The following is a 15,405-nucleotide window of genomic DNA, read 5'->3' as shown; positions in this document are numbered from 1 at the left end:
AAAAGGGTGATTATTGTGGATGTAAGATTTCCGATTGGAGAATTAGAATTACCTGAAAAAGTAACAATGAATGATATTAATCAGTGGTTAGATGAGATTGGTAACTACGCAAATCGATTAAGAAAAGTTGTTGATGGATTAAACGATGAAGCATTAAAGAAAAAGTATAGAGAAGGTAGTTGGACAGTTAGACAGCTTGTCCACCATATAGCCGATTCTCAATTGAATATGTATCAACGTTTGAAGATTGCTTTAACCGATGATAGAAAGCCGACAATAGTTGGATTTGATCAAGAAAAATGGATTGAATTACCAGATAATGAATTACCTATCGAATGTTCTCTTAGAATGTTAGAAGGTATAAACGAACGGATTGTTGCAGTAGGACGAAGTTTGTCTGAAGAACAGCTGAAACGCGCATTCATTCATGAAGATAATGGTGAAACAACAGTAGCTTTTAAAATTGCGAAATTATCATGGCATGAAGAACATCATTTAGCACATATTAAATTAGCTTTAAATAATTAATCACATTACCGCCCAAATAATATTTGGGCGGTTTTTTATATAAAATACAATAGTGTTTAGATTTTTTTATCAAACATATTAAAGTGGAATAATCTTATTATAAGTTACATTTAATTCCATAATTGGTGTATTATTGTAAGTAGATATACAATTATGGGGGAATTTGTTGTGGAATTTGTAAATTTGGAAGTTGAGGAATTTGATTTATTTGTGAAGGGGCATTTTTCGCATTATACGCAATCGGCTGAACAATATAATTATCGAAATCTTACAAATGCCGACTGTCATTTAGTTGGGGTAAAAGACAGTCAGCAAAATATCATTGCTGCATGTTTATTAACAGAAGCACAGTCTTTAAAGTTCTTTAAATATTTCTATAGTCATAGAGGTCCGGTAATGGATTACAACAATATAGAGCTTGTTAATTTTTTCTTTGAGAATTTAACTAAATATTTAAGAAAAAGAAATTGTTTATTTGTACTTGTAGATCCATATGTTATTGAGAATATTAGAAATCATAGTGGAGAAATTTTGAAGTCGAATAATAATCGGGCTTTGATTCATAATTTGGATAAACTCGGTTACAAGCATGAAGGATATAGCATAGGTTATTCAGATAAACGACAAATTAGGTGGATTTCGGTATTAGATCTTAAAAATAAATCTCTAGATGACGTCTTAAATGATATGGAATATAAGACAAGACGAAATATTAAGAAGACTGAAGAGATGGGTGTGAAAGTACGAGAGTTACCAGTTTCAGAAGTGAGTTTATTTTACAGTTTATTTCAAATGGCAGAAGAAAAACACGGCTTTTCTTTTAGAGATGAAGCGTATTTCAAAAAAATGCTAGAAATGTACAAAGGTAAATCATGTATAAAGCTTGCTTATATAGACTTGAATGATTATATTAGTAATTTGATTTTTGAGAAAGAAAAATTAAATATAGAAAGAACAAGTATCGAAGAAGCTTTAAAAGAAAGTCCAAATTCTAAAAAGAATAAGACGAGAAAGCAAGAAAATGAGAAAAAGCTAAATAGTATTGAAGGAAAAATAAAAGAAAGCGAAATTTTAAGAGGTATAGAAGGTGACATACTTAATTTAGCAGCAGCACTCTATATTTATAATGACCATGAAGTGTACTATTTATCTAGCGGATCTAATCCTAAATTTAATAGATTTATGGGAGCATACAAACTTCAATGGGAAATGATTAAATTTGCTAAAGAACACCATATAGACCGTTATAACTTTTATGGTATTACGGGTGATTTTACAGAAAACGCAGAAGATGCGGGTGTTATTAAATTCAAAAGTGGATTTAATGGGCATGTAGAAGAATTAATTGGTGATTTTATTAAGCCTATCCGACCAGTATTTTATAAATTATATAAACTTTTGAATAGATCGTAAAATCTAGCAAAGAAGCCGTCCAAAAATTGGACGGTTTTTTTGTATATTAGAATAAGGTTATTAATATTCTGAAAATTTTTAAAATAGTCTATTGCGAATATTTATAAAAACGCTTACAATTATAAAATACAATAGAGGGGGTACTACAACATGAATTTGGCAATACTTGGATTTATAATGGTTATCATTTTTATGATTCTCATTATGAGCAAAAAGATGTCAGCTTTAGCAGCATTAATTATAGTGCCAACAGTTTTCGGACTGATTGGGGGATTCTATTCTAAATTAGGCGAATATATGGTGGATGGACTATTAACAGTAGCACCAACGGGTATTATGCTCGTATTCGCAATTTTATACTTTGGGGTTATGATTGACGCAGGATTATTTAATCCTGTTATTGAAGCAATTATGAAAGCTGTTAAAGGTGATCCAGTTAAGATTACAATTGGAACAGTTGCTTTAGCATCACTAGTTGCGTTAGATGGAGATGGCACGACAACGTTTATTATTACCGTTACGGCTATGCTGCCTTTATATAAGAAAATGGGCATGAATTTATACATATTATCAACGTTAGCATTGCTATCTATTGGTGTTATGAATATGACGCCATGGGGTGGTCCAACTGCAAGAGCGATTTCTTCTCTACAGTTAACGACTGAAGAAGTATTTACACCGATTATTCCAGTAATGATAGCTGGTATATTATTCGCTGTATTTGCAGCTTACGTATTAGGTGTTAAAGAAAGAAGAAGAGTCGGTATTAAAAATCATTTAAGTTTAACACTTGATGAAATGCATAATTCTAATGGTACAGATGAAGATGAAAAAGCATTATTAAGACCAAAAATTGTTATTGTTAATGCACTTTTAACTATATTATTACTAATCGCATTGATTACAGGTTTCTTACCAATTCCAGTATTATTCATGATTGGTTTTGCGACTGCATTACTAATCAATTATCCAAGCCTTGAAGTGCAATCTGAATTAATTAAACGTCATGCAGGGAATGTATTAGCAGTTGTAGGTTTAGTGTTTGCTTCTGGAATTTTCACAGGGGTTATGAATGGTACAGAAATGGTAGATGAGATGGCAAAAGCATTAGTAAATGTTATTCCTGAATCAATGGGTAATCATTTCGCACTTATTACCGCAATATTAAGTATGCCATTCACATACTTTATGGCTAATGATCCATTTTATTATGGTATTTTGCCAATCTTAGCAGAATCTGCCCAACAATTCGGTGTCGCAAAAGCTGAAATGGCAAGAGCTTCAATACTCGGACAACCATTACACGTATTAAGTCCACTATACGCTGCCGGTTATTTATTAGTAGGTATGTTAGGCATAGATTATGGTACAAACCAAAAAGTTGTTATGAAATGGGCAATAGGTTCCTCAGTATTTATGATATTTGTTGCTGGGATAATAGGCGTTATTTCGTTTTAATAGAATGATCTAAGATTGAACAAACTCAGAAATCTAATTTATGGATTTCTGAGTTTGTTTATGGAATAAAGTATAAATATTCATACATTTAATATAAAAATTTTGCTATGATATATAAATAAAGAAATAATAAAATCTTAATATATAATTGTTTAAAACGAGGGATGGTTTATATGTTATACGGTAAAGATTTTGTTAATACACATAGCAAAGAATTTTCAAAAATTCTTGAAACAGAAATTAAAAATTTGCTGAAACCGGATGAGATATTATTATCTTTAACATTCTCAAGTAATAAGCATTCGTATTATGTAACATTGCTCAATACAGAATCACATCAATGGATTACATTTCGTATTAGTGATCATAAAAGAAAAGGGACACTTAAGTCACTTTATAGCGTTTATTATGATCGCTATAGAGATGTGGAAAGTATGATGAATAGCATCAAACAATATTTAAAAAGTGCGGCTTGGACTTATTTTAGTTATCATCATTATTTTGTACTAAAATCAGTTAGATCTATACCACATCATAGAAGTAAAATATTAGTCAAAATTCCTAAAGGAGATTATAAGCACTTTAAACATAAAGTAACATTTGAACAAGAAATTAATGAAGGAAAAATTTTTATCGAAGTAAAAGATATAGATAAATATACACAGAAAATTTTAAGGTCACTTTATGTACAAAATTTACTTGCAAGTGAATTATATGAGCATACGAGAAAGTCAGTTGTATATGTACGAAATTCCGGGATAAAGTTATTAGAGAGATTTGATTCATTATATTATCAGAAGTATGAAGATGATTTTTCAGAAACATTATATGAAAATTTTAAAGTACCTGAGAAACTTAACATTCAAAGTGATAAAGACAATGAAATACTACTGCAAATGGAGAATATTAAAGCATTTAGTCAGTATTACGTATATGGACTACTGGATAATGAACAAAATGCGCTTTTATACATAGGATATCACCAAGGAAATTTGACTGCACAGGATATTGATAAGATTCCTATCATCAATAGTCACAAACAATCAAAGGCATATATAGAAAATTCATCGTATATCACACCAGTCGTATTTATGACGGATATAACAGAAAGAGAAGCACAAATCACTGTAAAGACAATGCTCAATCAATATACAGTATTTAGTCCAGTCAATTATGGAGGGGTTGTATCCTATAATCAAATGTATAATTATACAAATGGATTTCAAGTGGACAACGATGAAATTAATGCAAAAATATATGGAGATTTCAATACAATCCAACATCATACAGATATTCAATATATTGATATTAATGAACTAGGGCACTATAACATACTCATTGTAAAGTTGCGCATAGATAGTAAAGAAAATAACATACCAGCATCATTAACGTATTCAACAACTTCAAAAACTATAAAAAAAGAAATCGTTACACGATTAGAAATCAGTGAAAAAGTAGCTAAAAAAGTCAATTATATTATCGGCATACATCCTTGTGATGGCAGAGTCGTTGCGGTATATAAAGTAAATAAAAATAAAAAAAGATATATGAAATTTAAAAACGATTCAGGCAAGTATAAATATATGTTTAACTTCTTTGCCATTACAGAGAAAGTTTCAACCATTAATAATATTAAACTGGTCAAAACGACAAATACTGTACTCACGAATTATCAATTTGTAGATCAAAACGGTAAAATGAAGCGGAGTAAACGAAAAGTAGTTTTTGTAAAAGGGAAATAATAAGAGAACAATACGGACTGGAATAGAAAGGCTAGACAAAATTTTAATTTTGGATAGCCTTTTTTTATCTACATTATTCTGAAAATTCTTTATATTAAGTATCGATTGTGTTATATTGTTATAAATTACACTAATACTGTAAAAGGAAGGTTATTTTTATGGAAGAAATCGGGAGTATGATTAAACATTTTAGATTAAAAAACAATCAAACCTTGAAGCAATTAAGTAGTGTTACTGGCTTGTCTACAAGTTTTTTATCACAGGTTGAAAGGGGAGAATCTTCAATTGCAATTACTTCATTAAGTAAGATAGCTGAGGCTTTGAATGTTGATATTACTTCATTTTTTAAACCTAGAACGGAAAGGGATTTTCATATTATCCCTAGTAAACAAGATTCGTTTAAGATAAATCGGTCACACCAAGACTTTATTCGTATTTCTAGTGATTTTGAAAATCGAAAACTAGAGAATTTTATGATCAAAATTTATCCGAATGATCATAGTGAAGTTTCTCGACATGAAGGTGAAGAAATGTATTACATAATTGAAGGTGAATTAACCTTTTATGTGGATGATTTAAAATATGTTGTTAACCAAGGTGAAATAATGCATTTTCCTTCCAATTTGAATCATTATTATATTAATGAATCTCAAACTCCGACAGTAATATTAAGTGTAGTTACACCTAAAATATTCTAAGAATGAAAGGGGCATGATTATGAGAGTTGCTACAGATATTGGAGGTACATTTACAGATTTAGTAGCGTTAGACAGTGATGGGAATATAGTAGTTGGCAAATCAGATACAACACCTAAAAATTTTGAAGAGGGCATTTTCAATGTACTGAATCAGGCAAATATTAGCTTGAAAGACATTGATATGTTTATTCACGGGACAACTATTGTAATTAATGCATTAACCGAGAAAAATGGCGTAAAAACAGGTTTGATTACAACTAAAGGATTTAGAGATGTACTTGAGATAGCACGCGGAAATCGTCCTGACTTATTTAATGTTAGGTATAAGAAACCGGCGCCAATTGTTGAGAGACATTTACGTCGTGAGGTTTCAGAGCGACTTAATTATAAAGGTGAAGTTATTAATGGTGTGAATTTTGATGAGATAGATGAAATAATGAATTATTTTATAGAAGAAAATGTAAAAGCTGTAGCTATTTCACTTTTACATAGTTATTTGAATAACGACCATGAGAAAAAAATAGCTGCTTATATTAATGAGAATTATCCGGATTTTTTAACTACGTATTCTACAGAATTGAATAATGAATGGAGAGAGTATGAACGTACTTCAACAGCTGTTCTGAATGCATATGTGAAACCTATAGCTAATGCGTATTTAACAAATCTAGAAAATAATATTATTGAAAATAGCTCTAGTAGTCAAAATTATGTTATGCAATCAAATGGCGGTACAAGTACGTTTGAGCATGCCAAAATAGCTCCAATAAATATGGTTGAATCTGGACCTGTTTCAGGTATTTTTGGAGCAGCTGTTCTAGGTGAAATGATAGGTGAAGATAACTTGATCGTACTGGATATTGGTGGGACAACAGCTAAATGTTCTTTAATTGAAAATAATCATGTAAAAGTAAGTACAGATTATCATTTAGAGAAAACAAATAATTATGCTGGCTATCCTATGAAAGTACCAGTAGTAGATATCGTTGAAATTGGAAATGGTGGAGGATCGATTGCTTGGTTTGATGATGGCGGTTCAATTAAAGTTGGTCCAAAATCTGCTGGAGCTGAACCTGGTCCAATTGCTTATGGTAAAGGTGGAACAGAACCTACTACGACAGATGCTAATTTACTATTAGGAAGATTAAATATTTCTAATTTTGATACAAATATTAAAATTAATGAATTACAGGAACAATTTAATAAATATATATCTAAACACTTAGAGGTTAATTTAGATGATGCAGCTATGGGAATAGTGAAAATTGCTAATTCTAATATGTTGAACGCGTTGAAATTAATTTCTGTTCGTAAAGGTTATGATCCTCGTGATTTTACAATGGTTGCTATTGGAGGAGGCGGACCAATGCATTCACAAGATTTAGCGCGTGAATTAGGAGTTAAAAAAGTGATTGTTCCTGCTACTTCTAGCGTTTTTGCTTCTTGGGGAATGCTTATGTCTGATCTAAGACATGATTATGCGCAAACATACTTAACCAATACAAAAGAGATAAATTATTCAGAGATAAATCATAAATATGATGAATTAATTCATGAAGCTAAGACTACCTTAAAAAATGAAAATATTGATAATAGTAAAATGATTGTAACTAAATCTATAGATTTAAGATATGAAGGTCAAGACCATCCTGTTGAAATTACTGTCCCTTTTGACGAAATAGATGAAAATAATTTAACAGAAATTATTCAAGCTTTCCATAAAAAACACGAACAACTTTACACGTATTCATTGGAAGAAAATGGAACGGAAATTGTTAATTTGAAAGTTAGTGTGATTGGAAAAATAGATAAACCAACAATGAAAAAAATATCAGTTTCAGAAGGTAATCCGATTAAAGAAGAACGTGATGTTTATTTTGAAGCTGAAGGTTGGAAAAAGGTTAAGGTATACGATAGAGCGTTTATTAAAGTAAATGAAAAAATCGATGGACCAGCAATCATTGAAGAGAAATCAACTACTATTCCTTTGAATGCAAAAGATATTGCAACTAAGGATGCATATGGAAATTTAATTATTCATATTGGAGGAGATAATTATGAGTTATAAAACAGATCCATTCACATATGAAGTGATAAAAGATTCGTTAATATCTACAGGAGAAGAAATGTTCATAGCTTTAGCAAGAACTTCAATGAGTCCAATAATATATGAAGTATTAGATTATGCTTGTGGTTTAACAAATAAAAAAGGTGAACTTGTTACTTTAGGAAATGGTGTGACTGGATTTATAGGTATGCTTTCTTTCATGGTAAAAGAGACATTGAAAGTATATGGTGATGATATCAATGAAGGAGATGTCTTCTTAATTAATGACCCATATGAAGGTGGAGGTTCTCATTTGTGTGATGTTGGACTAGTATTGCCTATATTTCAAAATGGTGAACTTGTAGCATTTGTTGCTAATAAAGCACACTGGACTGAGGTTGGTGGCAAGGATACTGGATCGATGTCAACAAATTCTACAGATGTATATCAAGAAGGATTACAATTTCCATGTATAAAATTATTTGATAAAGGAATTGAAAACAAAGCGCTAGTAAAACTTATCGAATCTAATGTGAGATTCCCTGAATTATCGATTGGTGATATGAGAGCTCAAATTGCTTCATTAAAGACTGGTGAAAAGCGTATTCAAGGTTTATGTAACAAGTACACTACTGAATCTATCCTTGAAAGTATGGAACGTTTTCTTGACCAAGGTGAAAAATTAACTATAAATGAAATATCAAAGTTACCTCAAGGTACATACGAAATAGAAGAATGGATAGATGACGATGGAATTTCAGAAAATCCAATACCAATAAAATTGAAATTAACAATTACTGAAAATGAATTTATTTGTGATTTTAGAGGATCTTCTAAACAGGTACAAGGACCAATTAATAGTTCTTATACAGGGTTGGTATCAGCGGTTAGAACTATTTTCTTAGCTATAACAAATCCTTCTCAAGAAGTTAATGATGGTGCTTTTAGACCGTTGAAGATAATTACGGATGAAGGATCTATAATTTCTGCTCAAAGACCTGCACCAGTATCGATGTATTGGGAATCAATGTTATATGGAACAGAAACTATATGGAAAGTTCTGGCACCAGTAATTCCTGATAGACTAACAGCAGGTCATATTCTCTCAGTTTGTGTCGTTATTATGGGAGGTAAACATCCGGATAAAGATGGTAATTTCTTGATAGTTGAACCATCAGTAGGGGGATGGGGAGCCTCAAATAGCTTTGATGGAGATACTGGACAATTTTGTATTTCAGATGGTGAAACATTTAATGTCCCAATCGAAATTGCTGAAAATACTTATGGTGTTCAAGTTGAAGAATATAGTATGCGTACAGATGGAACTGGAGCAGGTGAATTTAGAGGTGGACCAGGTGTAATAAGAACATATAAGGCCCTAACTGATGGGCAATTCTTTACAGGTAGTTTTGGACATCACAAACAAAACACTTGGGGAGTAGACGGTGGTAAAGAAGGTTCTAATAATGAATTTTTAATTGAAAAAGCGAATGGAGAAATAGACGGTCCATTTGGTAAGTATAATCAATATCCACTTAATAAAGGTGACAAAGTTATATTAAGAACTGCTACGGGAGGCGGTTTTGGTAAACCTGAAAACAGACCTAAAAACTTAATTGAAAATGATATTAAAAATGAATATATAACTCTAGAACAAGCTAAGGAACATTATCATTATAATCCATAAAGGGAGATGCCTATGAGTGAAAATAATAGCTTTTCAAAATCAGATAATCCACTTGAAAGTGTACCTGAATCACAAAGACAACATTGGACTACACCTGCAGTAATATTTGGGGGACTAGAATTTACGATTCCGGTCCTGATGGTTGGTGCATCTTTGGCAGGATCATTCAAATTGATTCATATTGTGTGGATCACATTATTGGCAATGGTAGTATTTCAATGGATAGGAAATACAATTAATGGTTATATCGGTGCAAAAACTGGTAGACCATCATCTGTTATAGCGAAAAATAGTTTTGGAGATGTGCAAGCAAGGTTAATTGCAGGTGGTACAATATTTATTGTTTCATTAGGTTGGTGGGCATTACAAACTGCCGTGGCGGGTAATGCAATATCAGCTATGTTAGGAATAGACTATCAAAAAGATTGGATAATTTGGGCAATTATTACGATTGTAGCAGGTTTGCTTTTTGCAGCACCTTCAATAATAGGTTATCAATCTATGAAATGGACAGATTATATTGCAGTACCAGCAGGTTTGCTATTGGTAATAGGCGGAATATATTATGCGTTAAATAATACTGGTTTAGATAAGTTGCTAAATTGGCAACCTGAACCAAAAATGACAATTTTCGCAGCGATAAGTTTAATTATTGGAGTTAATGTTTCTCAATGGGTAATTGGAGCAGACTATACAAGATATGCTAAACCCACTTGGAAAGATAATATTCTAATTCCATTGGGGATTGTAGCTGTAGGAGCACCGCTTTTTATTGTAGGTGCTGTTATGTCAGTTGGAGTTGGTGAACCAGATATAGTACAAGTTATGATGGGTCTAGGATTCCCAGTATGGGGATTTTTAATTCTTTGGTTTGCTACATGGACAAGTCAATTGGTGAACAATTACAGTATGGGATTAGCATTTTCAAACTTATTGAATGTAAATTCTCATAGAGGTAGACAAATATTAACGCTTATTGGAACACTTATTGCAATAGCAGTTGCACTTGCAGGTATACTGGACTATTTCACAGATTTCTTGAATTTCACAGCAATTGTATATCCAGCTATAGCAGGTATCATGTTCCTTGATTTCTTTATTGTAAGGAATCAAGAATGGGAAAGTGTAAAAGGTTGGAACATACTTGCGACCATCGCAATGATTATAGGTATGCTAGTCGGTTACTATACACAATATGTACATGAAATGGGTTTACCAGCAATTCAATCTTTAGTAGTAACAATGATTTCATACTATATACTGATGAGAATTAAAGCAATGATTAAACCAGATGCATTTACACCTGAGAAATGGAAATAAAAATAACAATAAAACAATGCATTATCAATAGTAAAAAAAGACGCTCGTATGAGTGTCTTTTTTATAATATTTCAACTGAGTTTTTATCTAAAATGCTTTTCCAATCTTCTCCAAAATCTTGATCAGTCACAATATAGTCAATATCTGATAATTGTCCAAATGTAATAAGACCTGTTTTGTTGAACTTAGATGAATCTAGTGCAAGTATTACTTTAACCGCTCTATTAATCATTATTTCCTTTATGTGTGCTTCATATTCATTAGAATCAGTTATCATGCCTTCTTTACTTAATGCTTTGCAGCTAATTATTGCGTAATCTGGATTAAATTTATTGATAGACTCTATAGTTTGAGGTCCAACGAGTGCGGAAGAATATTTAAGGAGTTTTCCGCCTGTTGAATTTATTTCTAGTGAAGATTGATTCAATTCATACAATGCATTTACTGCATTGGTAATAATATGTACTTTTTTATCAGCAATAGCGAATCTTTTTAGAGTTTCAATAACTGTTGAACTAGAATCAGCAAAAATGCTAGTATCATTTTTAATAAATTGGTTAATTTTTTTTGCGATAATTATTTTACTTTCTTTATTACGAGTATCTCTAACTGAGTATGGAAGATCTTCTGATTTCAGAAGTTTTGCACCTCCATAATTTCTTTCTACAATACCTTCTTTTTCTAATTTTTCTAAATCTCTTCTAATTGTTTCTTCTGATACTTTAAATTCTTCAGCTAAATTACTAACTTGAACGATGTTATTAACATATAGTTCATTAAGTAATTTTTTTCTACGTTCAAAAGGTTTCATATTGATTGCTCCTAACCTTATTTTGCTATTAATTATATCATAAAAGTCAAAAAATACACATAAGTACCTTTATATAACACAACATTCAACATAAAATGTGAGGTATTTGTTGATTTATGTGAAGTTAAGATTTATAATGTTTACCAAAGAGGTGAAATGATGAAAAATTACATCGCTATAGATATTGGTGCATCTAGTGGTAGAGCAGTCCTTTCATATATTGAAAATAAAAAAATTCATACAAAAGAAATTAATAGATTTGCAAATGGTTTTGTGAAAAAAAACCAAAAGAATGTGTGGGATGTTGACTATTTATTTGAAGAAGTTCTTATATCTTTGAATAAAGCTAAAAAGTTAGGCGTGGATTCATGTTATTTAAGTATAGATACTTGGGGAGTTGACTATGTTCTATTGAATAAAGAAGGTGTACGTATTCAGGAAGCGATATCTTATAGAGATTCCAGAACAAACGAAACTATGCCTAAAATTTTCAATGCCATCTCTAAGGAGGTTATTTATGAAAAAACTGGTATACAATTTCTTAAATTTAATACTTTATATCAGCTCTATGAAGAATCTACTGAATTAAAGGAACAAACATCAACTATTCTACTTATACCAGACTACTTGAATTATTTGTTAACAGGTGTTGCAAAAAGTGAAATAACTAATTTAAGTACAACACAATTATTGAAAGTTTATGGGAAATCATTAGATAAGGAATTAACAGATTTGATAAATATTCAAATTGATGCTTTTCCAGATGTTGTAGAACCGGGGACTTATTTAGGAGAATTAAAAGCAAACTTAATTAAAAATTATGACTTGCCAAATACCTATGTATACACAACTGTTTCTCATGATACTGCTTCAGCTGTATTAGGATCAGTAGGTGAATGTAATAAAAGCTGGGCTTTTATTTCTAGTGGAACTTGGTCTTTAATAGGAAAAGAATTAAATAATCCAATCATCAATAACCAATCTTTAGAACATGGTTACTCCAATGAAAGAGGTTATGGTGATACATACAGATTTTTAAAAAATATAATCGGAATGTGGATTATACAAAGTGTTAGAAAGGATTGGAAAGAAAACTATACTTTCCCTGAAATGGTTGAAGAAGCAAAAAAGAATGCTGATTTCAAAGTGTTTATTGACTTCAATGATGACCGTTTTATAAACCCGCAAAGTATGGTACAAGAGATTCAAAACTATTGTATGGAAACGAATCAACCTGTACCTAAAACGATTGGAGAAATATCTCAAACCGTATATTTAAATTTAGCAATAATATACGCTATTTCCATTGAAGCTTTAAATGAAATTACTAATTCAAATATAGAAGTCATAAATATAGTAGGTGGAGGTTCAAATAATGGCTATTTAAACGAATTAACCGCACGTTATACAAATTGTGATGTAATAGTTGGTCCCGATGAAGCAACTATATTTGGTAATTTGGTAGCAACTATGATTGCAACAAATCAATTTAAAAATATTGAAGAAGCTAGAAAAATAATTGTTAAATCCAACCTGATTACGCGGTTTAATAAATCGAAATATACTGAAGAAATACAAAAAGATATAGATAAATTCAAGGAGGTCACACAATATGCATACAGAACATAAAGAAGTATATGAAATAGCTAAAAAACAATATGAATTATTAGGTATAAATGTAGAAAAGGCACTTGAAAAACTTGGGAATATTAAAATATCTATACATTGTTGGCAAGGTGATGATGTAGAGGGATTTTTATTTAATCAAGATTTAACAGGGGGTATATCTGTTACTGGTGATTACCCAGGTAAAGCAAGTAACGGTGAAGAACTGCGAAATGATTTGGAAGAAGCATTAAAGCATATTCCAGGTAATCACAAAATAAATTTACATGCTATTTATGCTGAAACGAACGAAAAAATAGATTTAAATCAAATAGAACCACGTCATTTCGAAAATTGGGTTAAATGGGCAAAGAAAAATAATCTAGGATTAGATTTTAATCCAACTTGTTTTAGTCATGAAAAATCAGATGATGGTTTTACTTTATCTCATAAAAATAAAGAAATAAGAGATTTCTGGATAGAGCACTGTAAACGTTCTAGGAAGATTGGAGAATATTTTGGAAAAGAATTGGGACAACCATCTGTCACAAATGTTTGGATTCCAGATGGATTCAAAGATACTCCGGTTGATCGATTAGCTCCTAGGAAACGTCTGATGGAAAGCTTAGATGAGATATTTAAAGAGGAAATTGATGAGAAATTTAATATTGATACATTAGAAAGTAAATTATTTGGTATTGGTTCAGAAAGTTATGTTGTAGGTTCTCATGAGTTTTATATGGGATATGGATTATCCAGAAACAAGAGGATTTTATTAGACGCTGGTCATTATCATCCAACAGAGGTAGTATCAAACAAATTATCAGCATTATCATTATTTACAAATGGACTTAGTTTACATGTATCAAGACCAGTGAGATGGGATAGCGATCATGTAGTGACATTAGATGATGAATTAAATGAAATTGCTAAAGAACTGGTATATAACGATTTAATCAAAAACACAACAATTGGATTGGACTTTTTTGATGCATCTATAAATAGAGTAGCTGCTTGGGTTATCGGCACCAGAAATATGCAAAAAGCCTTATTAAAAGCAATGTTAGATCCTATAAATCAATTAAAAGAAGCAGAAGATAATGGAGACTATACAAAAAGATTAGCAATCCAAGAAGAAATGAAAATATGTTTATTTGGACCTATTTGGAATGAATTTTGTATTAGAAATAACACAGAACCTGGTTTGGATTGGTATGAGCCTATTAAAGATTATGAAAAGACTATTCTTAAAGAAAGAGGGATTTAATTGAAAAAATTCATAGATTCTCCAGAAGTAAAAGAATTTTGTGAAATAACCCATTTGATGTATCAAAAGGGCTGGGATGAACGTAATGGAGGAAATGTCTCGTGGATTATTGATAATGAAAAAATAGAACCCTATTTTAGTCAAAAACCAACTGATACTAGACAGATTTCATTACCATTTAATGTTGAAGAACTTGCCAATAAATATTTATTAGTAACAGGGACAGGAAAATATTTTAAAAATATTATAAAAAATCCACAAGATGCAATCGGATTAATTCAAATATCTCAAGATGGTAAAAGTTATGAAATAATATGGGGATTTGTAAATGGAGCAGTTGCAACAAGTGAACTACCAACTCATCTGATGAATCACATCCAAAGATTAAAAGTTGATGAAAATCATAGAGTAATTATGCATTGTCATGCAACGCATACTATTGCCATGACTTTTTCTCACGAACTTGAAGAAAAAGCATTTACAAAAACATTATGGAAAATGTGTACTGAATGTCTAGTTGTATTTCCCGATGGTATAGGTATTATACCTTGGGTTGTCCCTGGAACTGAAGAAATCGGTCAATTAACAGCTGAAAAAATGAAAGAATATCATAGTGTTATATGGCCATTTCATGGAATATTTGGTGCAGGAAATACGCTTGACGATACTTTTGGATTGATTGAAACAATTGAAAAATCAGCAGAAGTATATACGTATGTACAGTCGCAGGGTGGTATTAAACAAGATATTTCAGACGATAATCTATACAAATTGGCAAAAGGATTTAAGGTAGTACCCAAGTCTGGTTATTTAGAAGTAGGTGAGTAAA

The 15,405-nt window shown here is 31.1% G+C and carries 12 protein-coding genes; 11 read left to right on the top strand and 1 reads right to left on the bottom strand.

Annotated features, from left to right (window positions below; all coding sequences use genetic code 11):
- Positions 1-15: 15 nt before the first annotated feature.
- From LQ679_RS06445 to LQ679_RS06410, 8 genes are all read left to right on the top strand, one after another.
- Positions 16-528, top strand: a complete 513-nt coding sequence (locus LQ679_RS06445; RefSeq protein ID WP_058612126.1) for a YfiT family bacillithiol transferase — start codon at positions 16-18, stop codon at positions 526-528.
- A gap of 168 nt (positions 529-696) precedes the next feature.
- Complete coding sequence (locus tag LQ679_RS06440; protein WP_126476564.1) at positions 697-1,941, top strand: aminoacyltransferase; 1,245 nt, start codon at positions 697-699, stop codon at positions 1,939-1,941.
- Between the two features lie 150 nt (positions 1,942-2,091).
- The gene (locus LQ679_RS06435) at positions 2,092-3,399 is read left to right on the top strand and encodes a CitMHS family transporter (protein WP_037589187.1); all 1,308 of its coding nucleotides are present in this window, start codon (positions 2,092-2,094) and stop codon (positions 3,397-3,399) included.
- Positions 3,400-3,572: 173 nt separating this feature from the next.
- Complete coding sequence (locus tag LQ679_RS06430; RefSeq protein ID WP_204188233.1) at positions 3,573-5,141, top strand: hypothetical protein; 1,569 nt, start codon at positions 3,573-3,575, stop codon at positions 5,139-5,141.
- Between the two features lie 158 nt (positions 5,142-5,299).
- The gene (locus LQ679_RS06425) at positions 5,300-5,839 is read left to right on the top strand and encodes a helix-turn-helix domain-containing protein (protein ID WP_204188232.1); all 540 of its coding nucleotides are present in this window, start codon (positions 5,300-5,302) and stop codon (positions 5,837-5,839) included.
- Between the two features lie 19 nt (positions 5,840-5,858).
- Positions 5,859-7,907: a hydantoinase/oxoprolinase family protein gene (locus tag LQ679_RS06420; protein WP_204188231.1), complete on the top strand. Its 2,049-nt coding sequence runs from the start codon at positions 5,859-5,861 to the stop codon at positions 7,905-7,907.
- Entirely contained in the window at positions 7,897-9,573 is a 1,677-nt protein-coding gene (locus tag LQ679_RS06415; RefSeq protein WP_204188230.1) for a hydantoinase B/oxoprolinase family protein, read from the top strand. The genes LQ679_RS06420 and LQ679_RS06415 overlap by 11 nt, the downstream gene beginning before the upstream one ends.
- A 12-nt stretch (positions 9,574-9,585) precedes the next feature.
- Positions 9,586-10,893 carry a purine-cytosine permease family protein gene (locus tag LQ679_RS06410; protein ID WP_239762285.1) on the top strand — a complete coding sequence of 436 codons (1,308 nt, stop codon included), beginning with the start codon at positions 9,586-9,588 and terminating at the stop codon, positions 10,891-10,893.
- 61 nt (positions 10,894-10,954) lie between these two features.
- Here LQ679_RS06410 and LQ679_RS06405 read toward each other — a convergent pair whose 3' ends face one another.
- A complete protein-coding gene (locus LQ679_RS06405) occupies positions 10,955-11,704 on the bottom strand; it encodes a DeoR/GlpR family DNA-binding transcription regulator (protein ID WP_204188228.1) in 750 nt (249 codons plus the stop codon).
- A gap of 159 nt (positions 11,705-11,863) precedes the next feature.
- Between LQ679_RS06405 and LQ679_RS06400 the strand changes: the two genes are divergently transcribed.
- Genes LQ679_RS06400 through rhaD form a run of 3 tightly spaced genes read left to right on the top strand, consistent with a single transcriptional unit; the run spans position 11,864 to position 15,404 of the window.
- Complete coding sequence (locus LQ679_RS06400) at positions 11,864-13,333, top strand: rhamnulokinase (RefSeq protein WP_239762284.1); 1,470 nt, start codon at positions 11,864-11,866, stop codon at positions 13,331-13,333.
- Positions 13,317-14,576, top strand: a complete 1,260-nt coding sequence (gene rhaA / locus LQ679_RS06395; protein WP_204188226.1) for an L-rhamnose isomerase — start codon at positions 13,317-13,319, stop codon at positions 14,574-14,576. The genes LQ679_RS06400 and rhaA overlap by 17 nt, the downstream gene beginning before the upstream one ends.
- Positions 14,577-15,404: a rhamnulose-1-phosphate aldolase gene (rhaD, locus tag LQ679_RS06390; RefSeq protein WP_204188225.1), complete on the top strand. Its 828-nt coding sequence runs from the start codon at positions 14,577-14,579 to the stop codon at positions 15,402-15,404.
- Position 15,405: the final 1 nt, after the last annotated feature.

This window comes from Mammaliicoccus sp. I-M35, from assembly GCF_022386455.1.
Taxonomy (GTDB): Bacteria; Bacillota; Bacilli; order Staphylococcales; family Staphylococcaceae; genus Mammaliicoccus; species Mammaliicoccus sciuri_A.
This window is presented reverse-complemented; position numbering and strand designations above follow the sequence as displayed.